We start from the raw sequence: 13,637 nt of genomic DNA on the forward strand, positions 1-13,637 counted from the left end.
GGTTAATTCGTGCGCACTCCACCCCCGAGGACTTTGCCGGCCAACCAGGGGGCTTTGAGCGGACAACGTCACGACTTGGGTTGCCTGTCGGTTTCAGGATGCGGGGCGTCGTTCGAGTGCTATCCCTAATTCAGGGGAATGGCAATCTTCGAGGATCAGGCGCGCACAGATGCCTGGCCGGACCGCAACACCCCATAAGAACGATGGCGCCCCGCAGAGCCACGCATACCGTGACGTGGCCGGTACGCCGCCGCCGAAGGATTCCGGGTCGCCGCCCATCGCAGGCGCCCGCGATGTCGAGGTGCGCTGTATGCCTGATGATTCGCTTCACCTGCCCCTGATCCACGATGTGCTGGAACGTCTCAAGGCCACGCCCGGCGCCCTGCTGCCGGTGCTGCACGCCATCCAGGACTGCGTCGGCTACATCCCCGACGATGCCCTCCCCGAAATTGCCCATGCCCTGAACCTCAGCATCGCCGAGGTACGCGGGGTGATCAGCTTCTATCACGACTTCCGCACCGCTCCCCCGGCGCGCCATACGCTGCGCCTGTGCCGCGCCGAGTCGTGCCAGAGCCGGGGCGCAGACGCCCTCGCCGCGCAACTGCGCGAACAGCTCGAGCTGGACGACCACGGCACCAGCGCCGACGGCCGCATCAGCCTGCGCCCGGTCTACTGCCTGGGCGCCTGCGCCTGCTCGCCGGCGTTGGAGCTGGACGGCCGCGTGCACGCCCGCCTTACCGCCGACCGCCTGCGCGAGCTGGTGAACGGTTGCCGGGAGGACGCCGCATGCTGAGGCTGTTCATCCCCTGCGATTCGCTGGCCCGCGCGGTGGGCGCCGACGAAGTGACCGACGCCCTGGTCGCCGAGGCCGAGCGCCGCCAGTTGCCGCTGGATATCCAGCGCACCAGCTCGCGCGGCCTCTACTGGCTGGAGCCGCTGCTGGAGCTGGACAGCGACGCCGGCCGGCTGGGCTTCGGCCCGCTCTTGGTCGACGACGTGCCGGCCCTGCTCGATGCCCTCTGCGACGACCCAACCAGCCATCCGCTGGCCCTCGGGCCGGTGGAAGAGCTGCCCTACCTGAAGACCCAGCAGCGTCTGCTCTTCGCCCGCGCCGGCATCACCCGGCCGCTGTCGCTGGGCGACTACCGCGCCCATGGCGGCTTCGAGGGTCTGACCCGCGCCATCGGCCTGGACGGTGCCGACGTCGTCGCCGCGGTGCTCGATTCCGGCCTGCGTGGCCGGGGTGGCGCCGCCTTCCCCGCCGGCATCAAGTGGCGCACCGTGCGTGACGCCGCGGGCCCGCAGAAGTACGTGGTGTGCAACGCCGACGAAGGTGATTCCGGCACCTTCGCCGACCGCATGCTGATGGAGGGCGACCCCTTCCTGCTGATCGAGGGCATGGCCATCGCCGGCCTCGCCGTCGGCGCGACCATGGGCTACATCTATGTGCGCTCGGAATACCCGGACGCCATCGCCACCTTGAATCAGGCCCTGAAGACCGCCCGCGAAGCCGGCTACCTCGGAGACGATATCTGCGGCAGCGGCCGCGCCTTCGAGCTGGAAGTTCGAGTCGGCGCGGGCGCTTACATCTGTGGTGAGGAAACCGCCCTGCTCGACTCGCTCGAAGGCAAGCGCGGCGTGGTCCGCGCCAAGCCGCCGCTGCCGGCGCTGCAAGGCCTGTTCGGCCTACCGACGCTGGTGCACAACGTACTCACCCTGGCCTCGGTGCCGATCATCCTGGCCAAAGGCGCGCAGTTCTACCGCGACTTCGGCATGGGCCGCTCGCTGGGTACCATGCCCTTCCAGCTGGCCGGCAACGTTCGCCACGGTGGGCTGGTGGAACGCGCCTTCGGCCTGACCCTGCGCGAGCTGGTGGAAGGCTACGGCGGCGGCACCGCCAGCGGCCGTCCGCTGAAGGCCGCGCAGGTCGGCGGCCCGCTGGGCGCCTGGGTGCCGCCATCGCAGTTCGACACCCCGCTGGACTACGAGGCCTTCGCCGCCGTCGGCGCCATGCTCGGCCATGGCGGCGTGGTGGTCGCCGACGACAGCCTGGACATGGCGCGCATGGCGCGCTTCGCCCTGCAGTTCTGCGCCGAGGAATCCTGCGGCAAGTGCACGCCCTGCCGCATTGGCTCGACCCGCGGCGTGGAAGTAGTGGACCGGCTGATCGCCGCCACCGACATCAGCGCCCGCGAGGAACAGGCGCGACTGCTCACCGACCTCTGCGACACGATGCAATACGGCTCGCTCTGCGCCCTCGGCGGAATGACCGCCTTCCCCGTGGCCAGCGCCCTCAAGCACTTCCCCGCCGACTTCGGTCTGGCGACTTCGGAGGCCGACCAGTGATCAACTACTTCGATCCCTCCACGTCCAGTGGCGACACCCGCGACATCGACTTCGGCACGCCCGCCCGCGAGAGCGCCGCGCAGGTCAGCCTGAACATCGACGGCCGCGCAATCAGCGTGCCCGCCGGCACCTCGGTGATGCGCGCCGCCGCCCTGCTGGGCACCACCATCCCGAAACTCTGCGCCACCGACAGCCTGGAAGCCTTCGGCTCCTGCCGCATGTGCCTGGTGGAGATCGACGGCATGCGCGGCTATCCGGCCTCCTGCACCACGCCGGTGAGCGAAGGCATGGTAGTGCGCACGCAGACATCGAAGCTGGCGGACCTGCGCCGCAACGTGATGGAGCTGTACATCTCCGACCATCCGCTGGACTGCCTGACCTGCTCTGCCAATGGCAACTGCGAGTTGCAGACCGTGGCCGGCCAGGTCGGCCTGCGCGAGGTGCGCTACGGCTACGACGGCGCCAACCACCTGAGCGATGCGAAAGACGTCTCCAACCCCTACTTCGACTACGACCCGAGCAAGTGCATCGTCTGCAACCGCTGCGTGCGCGCCTGCGAGGAAACCCAGGGCACCTTCGCCCTGACCATCTCAGGGCGCGGCTTCGAGTCCCGCGTGGCGGCGGCCGGCGGCGAGAACTTCCTCGACTCCGAGTGCGTCTCCTGCGGCGCCTGCGTGCAGGCCTGCCCCACCGCCACGCTGATGGAAAAGAGCGTGGTCGAGATCGGCCAGCCGGAGCGCGCCGTCATCACCACCTGCGCGTACTGCGGCGTGGGCTGCTCCTTCCGTGCCGAGATGAAGGGCAACCAGTTGGTGCGGATGGTCCCGGACAAGAACGGCCAGGCCAACCACGGCCACTCCTGCGTCAAGGGCCGTTTCGCCTGGGGCTACGCCACGCACCCGGACCGCATCACCAAGCCGATGATCCGCCAGCACATCAACGACCCCTGGCAGGAAGTCAGCTGGGACGAGGCGGTCACCTACGCCGCCAGCGAGTTCCGGCGCATCCAGACGAAATACGGGCGCGACTCCATCGGCGGCATCACCTCCAGCCGCTGCACCAACGAAGAGACCTACCTGGTACAGAAACTGGTGCGCGCGGCGTTCGGCAACAACAACGTCGATACTTGTGCGCGGGTCTGCCACTCGCCCACCGGCTACGGCCTCAAGCAAACCCTGGGCGAATCCGCCGGCACCCAGAGCTTCGACTCGGTGATGCACTCCGACGTGGTGCTGGTGATGGGCGCCAACCCCACCGACGCGCACCCGGTGTTCGGCTCGCAGCTCAAGCGCCGTTTGCGCCAGGGCGCGCAGTTGATCGTCATCGACCCGCGGCGCATCGACCTGGTCGATTCGCCCCACGCCCGCGCCGAGCTGCACCTGCAACTGCGCCCCGGCACCAACGTCGCCATGCTCAACGCCCTGGCCCACGTCATCGTCACCGAGGGCCTGGTCAAGCAGGACTTCGTCGATGCGCGCTGCGAGACCAGCGACTTCATCCGCTGGCGCGATTTCGTCAGCCTGCCGGACAACGCCCCGGAAGTGCTCGGGCCAGTGTGCGGCGTGCCCGCCGAGGAAATCCGCGCCGCCGCGCGCCTCTACGCCACCGGCGGCAACGCGGCGATCTACTACGGCCTGGGCGTCACCGAACACAGCCAGGGCAGCACCGCGGTGATGGGCATCGCCAACCTCGCCATGGCCACCGGCAACGTCGGCCGCGAGGGCGTCGGGGTGAACCCGCTGCGCGGCCAGAACAACGTGCAGGGCTCGTGTGACATGGGTTCGTTCCCCCACGAGTTGCCCGGCTACCGGCACATTTCCAACCAGACCGTGCGCAGCCAGTTCGAAGAGGCCTGGGGCGTGACCTTGCAGCCGGACCCCGGCCTGCGCATCCCCAACATGTTCGAAGCGGCGCTGGGCGGCACCTTCAAGGCGCTGTACTGCCAGGGCGAGGACATCGCCCAGAGCGACCCCAACACCCAGCACGTCACCGCCGCCCTCTCCGCCATGGAATGCGTGGTGGTGCAGGACATCTTCCTCAACGAAACCGCCAAGTTCGCCCACGTATTCCTGCCGGGCAGCTCCTTCCTCGAGAAGGACGGTACCTTCACCAACGCCGAGCGGCGCATCTCGCGGGTTCGCAAGGTCATGGAGCCACTGGGCGGCAAGGCCGACTGGGAAGCCACCGTGGCCCTGGCCAACGCCCTGGGCTACCCGATGGACTACCAGCATCCGGCGCAGATCATGGACGAGATCGCCCGCCTGACACCGACCTTCACCCGCGTCAGCTATGCCGAACTGGACCGCCATGGCAGCCTGCAATGGCCGTGCAACGACGCCGCGCCCGACGGCACGCCGACCATGCACATCGAGCAGTTCGTGCGCGGCAAGGGGCGTTTCATGCTCACCGGCTACGTGCCCACCGAGGAGAAGGTCAACGCCCGCTACCCGCTGCTGCTCACCACCGGGCGCATCCTCAGCCAGTACAACGTCGGCGCGCAGACCCGGCGCACCGACAACGTCGCCTGGCACGAGGAAGACCGCCTGGAAATCCACGCCAGCGACGCCGAAAGCCGTGGCATCAGCGATGGCGACTGGGTCGGCGTGGGCAGTCGCGCCGGGCAGACGGTGCTGCGCGCCAAGGTCAGCGAGCGGGTGGCGCCGGGGGTGGTCTACACGACCTTCCACTTCCCCGAGTCCGGCGCCAACGTGATCACCACCGACAACTCCGACTGGGCGACCAACTGCCCGGAGTACAAGGTCACGGCGGTGGAAGTGGTGCGCGTGTTCCAGCCTTCGGAATGGCAGAAGCGCTACCAGGCCTTCAGTGACGAACAACGGCGCCTGCTCAAGGACCGCCGCCACGCGCAAACCGAGAGAGCCGAGAAAGCCGAGGTGCGCCGATGAGCGTCGAAAACCTGATCAAGATGGCCAACCAGATCGGCCTGTACTTCTCCACCGAGTCGGATCACGACCTGGCGGTTCACGGCGTTCGACAACACCTGCAGAACTTCTGGACGCCGGCCATGCGCCGCGAGCTCAGCGATTGGCAGGAGCAGAACCCGGGCGCCGAACTGCATGCACTGGTGCGGGCGGCGTTGACCGAAAGAGTGGCCTAGCCGACTGCGGAAACCAGCCCGGCGCGCAGGCTGGGTTCCGACAGCGCCTCAGGCGTGCTTGCCCGAATCCTTCTCGGCCGGGACCGCATACTGCGGCTTGAGCTTGCCATCCTGATCGAGCAGCCAGGCATCCATGATCTCGCGCACCACCGGCCCGGCCACGCGGCCGCCGGCTTCGCCGTTCTCGATGGTCACCGAGACCACGATGGACGGCTCGCTGGCCGGGGCGAAACCGACAAATAGCGCGTTGTCGCGGTGGCGCTCCTGGGTCTTCAGGCGGTTGTAGCGCTCGCCCTGGCGGATTGCGACGATCTGCGCGGTGCCGCTCTTGCCGGCGATGCGGTACTGCGCGCCCTGCCCCGCGGCCCGCGCGCCGCCGCCCGGATCGTGCATCACCAGTTGCATGCCGTAGTTCACCGCGTCCCAGTCGCGGGGATTGCTCAGGTGGATGTCAGGCATGGGATGGCTGTCGACGACATCCTCGCCGCCCACCGACTCGGCCAGTCGCGGACGGTGCCAGGCGCCCTTGCTGGCGATCAGCGAGGTCGCTTCGGCGAGTTGCAGCGGCGTCACCTGCATGTAGCCCTGGCCGATGCCAAGGATCACCGTCTCGCCAGGGAACCAGGCCTGGCGCCGGGTAGCGCGCTTCCACTCGCGGGACGGCATCAGGCCGGGGGCTTCCTCGGCCATGTCGATGGACACCTTGCTGCCGAGCCCGAAGCGCGTCAGGTAATCGTGCATGCGGTCGATGCCGAGCTTGTGCGCGACGTCGTAGAAGTAGGTGTCGTTGGAGCGCTTGATGGCCGTGTCCAGGTCCACCCAGCCGTCGCCGCTGTGGTTCCAGTTGCGGTACTTGTGGTCGTAGTTGGGCAACTGGAAGTAACCCGGATCGAAGACCCGCGTAGCCGGCGTGATGGTGCCGGTATCCAGCCCGGCGATGGCCACCACCGGCTTGATGGTCGAGCCCGGCGAGTACAGCCCGCGCAGCGCCCGGTTGAACAGCGGCCGGTCGATGGAGTCGCGCAACTGCGCGTACTGCGCCGAGCTGATGCCGTTGACGAACAGGTTCGGGTCAAAGCTCGGGTTGCTCACCATTGCCAGCACCTGGCCAGTGTTCGGGTCCAGCGCCACCACGGAGCCGCGGCGATCGCCCAGGGCCTTCTCGGCGGCGACCTGCAGGTCCACATCCAGGCCGAGCACGATGTTCTCGCCGGCCACCGGCGGCACCTTCTTCAGCACGCGCATGACGCGGCCCTGAGCGTTGGTTTCGACTTCCTCGTATCCAACGTGGCCATGCAGTTGCGGCTCGTAGAAGTGCTCGATACCGGTCTTGCCGACGTATTCGGTGCCCCGGTACTCGGTGCTGTCCAGGCGCGCCGCCTCGCGTTCGTTGATCCGCCCGACGAAGCCGACCGAGTGGGCGAAATGCTCGCCGTATGGATAGTGGCGCACGAACTCGGCATCCACGTCGATGCCCGGCAGCTTGTAGCGGTTGACCTCGATGAGGGCGATCTGCTCCTCGCTCAGGTCATGCAGGAGGGTGACCGGCTCGAAGGGATGGCGGCTCTTCTTCAGCGCCTTGCCGCACTGCAGGCGTTGCTCGGGGCTCAGGTGAAGGATATCGGTGACCTGATCGAGCACCGCCTGGGAATTGCCGGCGCGCTCGCGGGTCAGGGTAAGGTTGAAGCTGGGCAGGTTCTCGGCGAGCACCTTGCCATTGCGGTCGAAGATCAGCCCGCGTTCCGGGGGAATCGGCAGGACGTGGATGCGGTTGTTTTCAGAGACGGTGGCGTTGGTCGCGTAGTCGGTGACCTGGAGGAAGTACAGCCTCGCCACCAGGGTCACGCTCATCAGGGCCACCAGCGCGCCGCAGGCGATCAGCCGGCGGTTGACCAGCGTCGACTCCTGCTGGTGGTCCTTGAGTTTGATCGGATCGTGCATCGGGAGATTCCAGAAGGTCCCCATCGATCCTGCGGAAAAGCGCTTCAACCACGCCGAGCGCGGGGGCTTTCCGATCGATGCGGCCTGATTACAGCGCAGTTGGGCGGAAGAAGCCGGCAGCGCCTGGCGCGGTGCAATCACGCGTCATAGGGTATGCCGGCGCGGCATGGTACCAGACCGACGGGCCGGATTCTGACCGACAGTCGAGGCGTCTCCCTCGTGCCAGGCGCCGCAACCGTTCCCGGTATTCCTCTGCGGGGTGATGCCAATCGCGGACGGAGTCCGCTCCTACGAAGCCTGACACCTTTGCAGGAGAGGGCCTTGTCCACGATATCTGCCAACCCTGCGGAAAACGCCAACGGCATGCACCCGCGTAGGAGCGGACTCCGTCCGCGATTGGCCTACCCTCGCACCCGGCCCACCCAGGATTGCGGACAAGACTCGCGGCACCGAAAGCCAGAGCGCCGGACGCTACGGAGTGTGTTCGTTGCTGAAAAATCAGACCACCGAGCCTTCCGGCGGCTGCTCCAGCACAGCCACGACCACCGCGCTGCCGACGATCAGTACGATGCCGACCAGCGACAGCAGGCTGAGCACCTCGCCCCAGATCAGGTAGCCGAGCAGGCTCGCCCAGATGATGCTGGTGTAGGTGTACGGCGCCAGCGTGGCGGCGTGGGCGCGGCGTACGGCAATGGTGAACAGCAGTTGCCCGAGAGTCGCGAGCAGACCGAGGGCGAGCATCAGGCCCAGGTCCGGCAGGCTCGGCGTGCTCCAGGAAAACGGCAGCGTCGCCCCGGTGACCAGGGTGCCGACCACAGTGAAATACAGCACCGTGGTGGTGGAGTCGTCAGTGACGCGGATACGGCGAATCTGGATCATCGACAACGCGCCGAAGAACGCGCTGGCGACCAGCAGCGCCGGGCCGACCAGGCTGGCCTCGGCGTTGTCGGGCTTGACCACCATCAGCACGCCGAGAAAACCGAGCACCGCCGCCAGCGCGTTGCGCGGCAGCAGGCGCTCGCCCTGCAGCAGCGGCGCCAGCACGATCACCAGCAGCGCCTCGGAATAGGCGATGGAAATCGCCTCGCTCAGGGGCACGTAGGGCAACCCGGCGAAGAACAGCGCGGACGACCCCAGCAGCGTCACCGCGCGGATGGTCTGGCCACGCACGTCCAATTGCCGCCAGCGCTCAGCCAGCGGCCGGCCACGCAGGCAGAGGAGAAAGGCCGGCAGCACGCCGAAGGCCATGCGGAAGAAGGTCACCTCGTTGGCCGGGTACTTCAACGCCACCATCTTGGCCAGTGCATCCACCACGGCGAAACAGAACATCGACAACAGCATCAGGCCCACGCTGCGCATGGCATGGCTACGGGGGACAACCAAGGTCAGCTGGGGCATGTCGTGATCTCCTTTGGCGGCGGTGGGTACAAGCGCTTCAGCGCGAGCTGAAGCGACTGGCGAGGAAGGGCGTCACCGGCACGCTGGTGATGCCGTCGCTGGCCTGCTCGGCGAGCAACTGGCCGCTGATGGCGCCCAGCGTCAGGCCGATATGGCCGTGGCCGAAGTTGTAGAAGACCTGCGGCAGCCGCCGGGACGGGCCGAGCACCGGCATGCTGTCCGGCACCGAGGAGCGGAAGCCCATCCACTGCGATACCGGCTCGTGCTGCAGGCGCAGGAAGCGCCGCGCGCCACGGGTCAGGAAGCGGTAGCGCGCCGGGCTCGGCAGCGCCTCCAGCCCGGCGAATTCCACCGTGCCGGCCACGCGCAGGCCCTGCGCCATGGGTGTCATGTAGAAGCCGCCAGCGCCCCAGCACACCGGGCGGTTGAGCACCTGGCCGGCATGGCCGAAGAGCACGTGATAGCCGCGCTCGGTGTCCTGCGGCACGGCATCGCCCAATTGGTCCACCAGCGTGCGCGACCAGGCGCCGGTGCACAGCGCCACGCGGTCGGCAGCCAGGCGCTCGCCGGTCGCCAGTTGCGCCTGCACCGCGTCCCTGCCCTGCCCGGCCGGTTCCAGGCCCAGCAGCTCGCCGCGACGAAACTCGCCACCCATGGAAACGAAGCGCTCGAACAGGCGCAGGCTCAACGCGTAGGGATCGAGCGTGCGGCTCACGCCGGGCAGCTCCACCGCGCAACTGGCGCGGGCGTTGAGTGCAGGTTCCAGCTCGCGTAATTCACCGCCTTCGACGAAACGGATCGGCACGTCGAAGCGCCGGTGGTAATCCACCATGGCCTCGGCGTCGCGGCGCTCATGCTCCTCGAAGATGTACAGCGAGCCGTCATGGCGGATCAGGTCGTTGGCGCCGGCCTCGTCGAACAACCCCTGCCACGCGTCCATGCACGGGCGCAGCAGAGTGTTGAGATCGTGGCCGATGGCTTCCACGCGATCACGCCGGGACGCCGCCAGGAACCGCAACAGCCAGGGGGCGATACGCGGCAGGTAGGCCGGGCGGATGGCCAGCGGGCTGTCCGGGCGCAGCAGCATGCCCGGCGCCTTGCGCCAGATGCCGGGTGTTGCCACCGGCTCCACTGAGTAGGTGGCGAAGGTGCAGGCGTTGCCGAATGACGTTGCCAACCCCGGCGGATTGCGGTCCAGCAAGGTCACGCGGAAGTCCCGGCGTTGCAGTTGCAGCGCGGTGGCCAGGCCGACCACGCCGGCGCCGACCACCAGGGCGTGGCGGCGCAGGTCGTTGGGCTGGGTCATTTGCCGCTCATCACACGGGTCCACAGGCGGGTGCTCATGCGCATCCCCGATGGCGACAGGGTCTTGATCGGGAACAGGGTGTCGAGCACTTCCTGCGGCGGGTAGACAGCCGGGTTGGCACGCAGTGCCGGGGTCACGTACTGGGTCGCGGCGGCGTTGCCGTTGGGGTACTGCACGGCGTTGGTGATGTTGGCGATCACCTCGGGCTGCAGCAGGTAGTTCATGTAGGCGTAGGCGTTCTCCAGGTGCGGCGCACCCTTGGGAATCACCACGGTGTCCACGGCGATGGTGCTGCCTTCGCGCGGCAGGCTGTAGCCGATCTTCACGCCGTTGCCGGCCTGCTGGGCAGTGGTCATGGCCTGCAGCACGTCGCCGCTGAAGCCGATGGCGACGCAGATGTTGCCGTTGGCCAAATCGCTGACGTACTTGGACTGGTGGAAGTAGCGGATCGACGGGCGCACCGCCTGCAGCGCGGCTTCGGCGGCCTTGAAGTCGTCCGGGTTCTGGCTGGCCGGGTCACGCCCCAGCACCTTGAGGGTGATGGGCACCATCTGGGTCGCGTTGTCGATCACCGCGATGCCGCACTGGGCGAGCTTTTCCGCGTTCTTCGGATCGAACAGCAACTGCCAGCTGTGAGTGACATCGGTGTTGCCGAAGATGGCCTTGATCCTGTCCTCGTTGTAGCCGATGCCGACGGTCACCCAGAGGTACGGAATGGCGTAGCGGTTACCCGGGTCGCTGACCTCGAGGATCTTCATCAGCTTGGGGTCGAGGTTGTTCCAGTTGGGCAGCTTGCTCTTGTCCAGTTCCTGGATGGCGCCGGCCTTGATCAGGCGCGGCAGGAAGTGGTTGGACGGGCTGGCCAGGTCGTAGCCGCTGGCGCCGGTCATCAGCTTGGCTTCGGTAGTCTCGTTGCTGTCCACCAGGTCGTAGGTGGTCTGGATGCCGGTCTGTTTGGTGAAGTGCGCCAGGGTGTCGTCGGCGATATAGCCGCTCCAGTTGGCGATGGTGACGGTCTGCGCCGCCTGGGTAGTACCAGCCAACAGCGACAGGGCCAGGCCTGCCAGGGTCATGGGACGGGTGATCATGCTGCCCTCGGTTTTTTGTTTTCGGGGATGGTCGTCATGGTTCGTCGTGCGTGGGTAAAGCGATGGATCAGGCCTCGGCGCGCGCGCGGCGAACTTCCCAGGCCATGCGCAGCGAGGCGCCGATATCGAAGAACGGGCTTGGCGGCAGGTAGCCGGGAGTGGCCTGCGCCAGCACATCGGCCAGCACAGGCGAGCTGTCGCCCGCCGCCATCTCCACCAGCAGGCGGCCCCACAAGGTGCCGCGCGCCACGCCTGAGCCATTGCAGCCGGCCACGGCATGCAGGCCCTGGTCGACGCGGGCGAAATACGGCTCACCGGAGCGGGTGCCGCTCAGGTGGCCGGTCCAGGTGTAGGCAATATCGGCCTCGACAATGCCAGGGAAGCGCTTCTGCAAGCCGCCGAGATGACGGCGACGTCGCTCGCCCAGCGCGTTGCTGTCTAGGTCGCGATGGCGGTATTCGACCGTGTTGCGGATCAGCAGGCGGCGCCCCGGCAGCAGGCGCACGGTGCCGCCGCCCGGTAGCGGCGCGAGCACGCCCCACTGGCGCTCGCCGAACAGCGACTGCCAGCGCGGCTCATCCAGTGGGCGGGTAATGCTTGCACTCAGCTCCAGTGGGAAAGCCCCGCTGTCGCGCAGGCCGGCGCGGGCGATGAAGGCGCCCAGGCAGACCAGCACCTGCGACGCATGGACTTCGCCCTGCGCAGTGCGCGCTACCCAGCCCTGGCCACTGCGGCGCAGGTCGGTGACACCGCTCTGCTCGAAGACTTCCACCGACGCCGGCAGGCTGTCGGCAAGCCCTTTCACATAGCGCGCCGGCTGCAGCAGCGCGTTGCCGCCCGCGCAATGAATGGCCCGTGCGTAGAAGGCACTGCCGAGCCGTTGCTCGAGTGCTGCGCCCTCGTAGTAGCGCGCGCTGGCGCCGACCGAGGCCAGCGTGGCGAGGATGGAGTCGATGTCGCCAAGGTGCTCGGGGCGGTGGGCGGCGAAGTGATAGCCGTCGTTGAACAGCTCGCAGTCGATGTTCAGGTCCGCAATGCGCTGGCGGACTTCCTGCGCTGCCGCGATGCCGATGCGCGAAGCCACCTGGTAGGCAGCATGGCCGGGTTGGCCCAGGCGTTCGCTGGCCGCCGGCAACTCGTGGGCGACGACGAAGCCGGAATTGCGCGCCGAGGCGCCCTGGGCGATACGCTGGCGCTCAAGCAGCACCACGCGCTGCTGCGGAAAACGCGCGGCCAGTGTGTGGGCGGCGGACAGCCCGGTAATACCGCCACCGATGATCAGCCAGTCCGCCCGCTGGGTTCCGCTCAGCGTCGGCCGCGCGGGCAACTCGCCCGCCAGGGCGATCCAGCCGCAGTGATTGTTCATTGCCCGGCACTCCTTCACAATCCATGCGCCGGGCGTATCCAAGCGATTTCCCCGATGGCGCGTCATGACCAGAATCTACGGGCAGTTGCGCTGGCCGCACCAACGCTGATTTTTCATCCTCGTATTCTCAAAACGCATAGATTGCGGATGGGCGACTCATGGACAAACTGCTGCGCGTTCCCTCCCTGCAAGCACTGCAGGCGCTGGTGCAGGTTGCCGAGGCCGGCAGCTTCACGGCGGCCGCGCAACAGCTGCACCTGACCCAGAGCGCCATCAGCCGGCAGGTCCAGCAACTGGAGGAGTACTACCGCGTGCCGCTGTTCGACCGAACCAGCCGCAAAGTGGCGCTGACCGACGCCGGCCGCGAGGTCTACGCGGTGGCCGAGGGCATGCTCCAGCAGTTGCTGCGCCTGGAGGAGCGCCTCGCCCCGGCCTCGGCGGAACGGCCCTTCCGCATCCGCATCTTCGTCTCGCTGGCGGTGCGCTGGCTGCTGCCGCGCCTGAGCTCCTTCTACAGCCGTCACCCGGAGCTGTGCCTGTCCATCGAGACGGTGGGCGGCGAAGTGGTGGACGACGGCGGCGACTGCGATGCCTACGTGCTCTACCTGCCCAGTGGCAGCGATCCGCAGGGCCGCGCACTGACGCCGCTGTATGACGAATACCTGATTCCGGTCTGCGCACCGCGCCTGGACGACGGCCAGCAGCCGCCCCGCTCTCTGGAGGAACTGGCCCGCCATCCGCTGATCCACGCCTCCAGCGGCGGCCTGGAGTGGCCGCAGTGGCTGCGCGCGCAGGACGCGCCACCGCCCACGCAGTTCAAGCACATGCTGTTCAACCTCGACGACCTGGCGCTGGACGCCGCCACCCGAGGCCTGGGAGTGGCCATGACCGACCGCATGCTGGCCCACGACGCCCTGCAGCGTGGCGACCTCATCGTTCCCTTCGGCGAAGCGCTGAAGACCGGCGGCCGCTACGCGCTGTGGCTGCGCGACAGCGGTGCCGCGCATCCGGCCTGCCAGCCGGTGCTCGACTGGTTCGAGGAGCAGCGCAACCCGTTGGAAGGCTGATTCCCGG

10 protein-coding genes are annotated in these 13,637 nt (G+C 67.8%); 5 read left to right on the forward strand and 5 right to left on the reverse strand.

Annotation, left to right across the window (positions count from 1 at the left end; genetic code table 11):
* Positions 1–310 precede the first annotated feature (310 nt).
* Genes ACNFH5_RS22150 through ACNFH5_RS22165 form a run of 4 tightly spaced genes read left to right on the forward strand, consistent with a single transcriptional unit; the run spans position 311 to position 5,464 of the window.
* Entirely contained in the window at positions 311–793 is a 483-nt protein-coding gene (locus ACNFH5_RS22150) for a formate dehydrogenase subunit gamma (RefSeq protein WP_416749690.1), read from the forward strand.
* Positions 787–2,346, forward strand: coding sequence for a formate dehydrogenase beta subunit (locus ACNFH5_RS22155; RefSeq protein ID WP_416749692.1), 1,560 nt, complete (start codon positions 787–789; stop codon positions 2,344–2,346). The genes ACNFH5_RS22150 and ACNFH5_RS22155 overlap by 7 nt, the downstream gene beginning before the upstream one ends.
* Positions 2,343–5,252, forward strand: a complete 2,910-nt coding sequence (gene fdhF, locus ACNFH5_RS22160) for a formate dehydrogenase subunit alpha (protein ID WP_416749694.1) — start codon at positions 2,343–2,345, stop codon at positions 5,250–5,252. Before ACNFH5_RS22155 ends, fdhF begins: the two co-directional genes overlap by 4 nt.
* The gene (locus ACNFH5_RS22165) at positions 5,249–5,464 is read left to right on the forward strand and encodes a formate dehydrogenase subunit delta (RefSeq protein ID WP_416749696.1); all 216 of its coding nucleotides are present in this window, start codon (positions 5,249–5,251) and stop codon (positions 5,462–5,464) included. The genes fdhF and ACNFH5_RS22165 overlap by 4 nt, the downstream gene beginning before the upstream one ends.
* Positions 5,465–5,512: 48 nt before the next feature.
* Here ACNFH5_RS22165 and mrdA read toward each other — a convergent pair whose 3' ends face one another.
* From mrdA to ACNFH5_RS22190, 5 genes are all read right to left on the reverse strand, one after another.
* A complete protein-coding gene (gene mrdA / locus ACNFH5_RS22170) occupies positions 5,513–7,405 on the reverse strand; it encodes a penicillin-binding protein 2 (protein ID WP_416749698.1) in 1,893 nt (630 codons plus the stop codon).
* A 498-nt stretch (positions 7,406–7,903) separates the two neighbouring features.
* Positions 7,904–8,803 carry a DMT family transporter gene (locus ACNFH5_RS22175; RefSeq protein WP_416749700.1) on the reverse strand — a complete coding sequence of 300 codons (900 nt, stop codon included), beginning with the start codon at positions 8,801–8,803 and terminating at the stop codon, positions 7,904–7,906.
* 37 nt (positions 8,804–8,840) lie between these two features.
* Positions 8,841–10,109, reverse strand: a complete 1,269-nt coding sequence (locus tag ACNFH5_RS22180; protein ID WP_416749702.1) for an NAD(P)/FAD-dependent oxidoreductase — start codon at positions 10,107–10,109, stop codon at positions 8,841–8,843.
* A complete protein-coding gene (locus ACNFH5_RS22185; protein WP_416749704.1) occupies positions 10,106–11,197 on the reverse strand; it encodes a polyamine ABC transporter substrate-binding protein in 1,092 nt (363 codons plus the stop codon). Before ACNFH5_RS22185 ends, ACNFH5_RS22180 begins: the two co-directional genes overlap by 4 nt.
* 67 nt (positions 11,198–11,264) lie before the next feature.
* On the reverse strand, positions 11,265–12,563 hold the full coding sequence (locus ACNFH5_RS22190; protein WP_416749706.1) for an NAD(P)/FAD-dependent oxidoreductase: 1,299 nt from the start codon (positions 12,561–12,563) through the stop codon (positions 11,265–11,267).
* 158 nt (positions 12,564–12,721) lie between these two features.
* Between ACNFH5_RS22190 and ACNFH5_RS22195 the strand changes: the two genes are divergently transcribed.
* Positions 12,722–13,630, forward strand: coding sequence for a LysR substrate-binding domain-containing protein (locus ACNFH5_RS22195; RefSeq protein ID WP_416749708.1), 909 nt, complete (start codon positions 12,722–12,724; stop codon positions 13,628–13,630).
* Positions 13,631–13,637: the final 7 nt, after the last annotated feature.

Origin of the sequence: Pseudomonas sp. NY15435 (genome assembly GCF_048068295.1) — a bacterium.
GTDB lineage: Bacteria > Pseudomonadota > Gammaproteobacteria > Pseudomonadales > Pseudomonadaceae > Pseudomonas.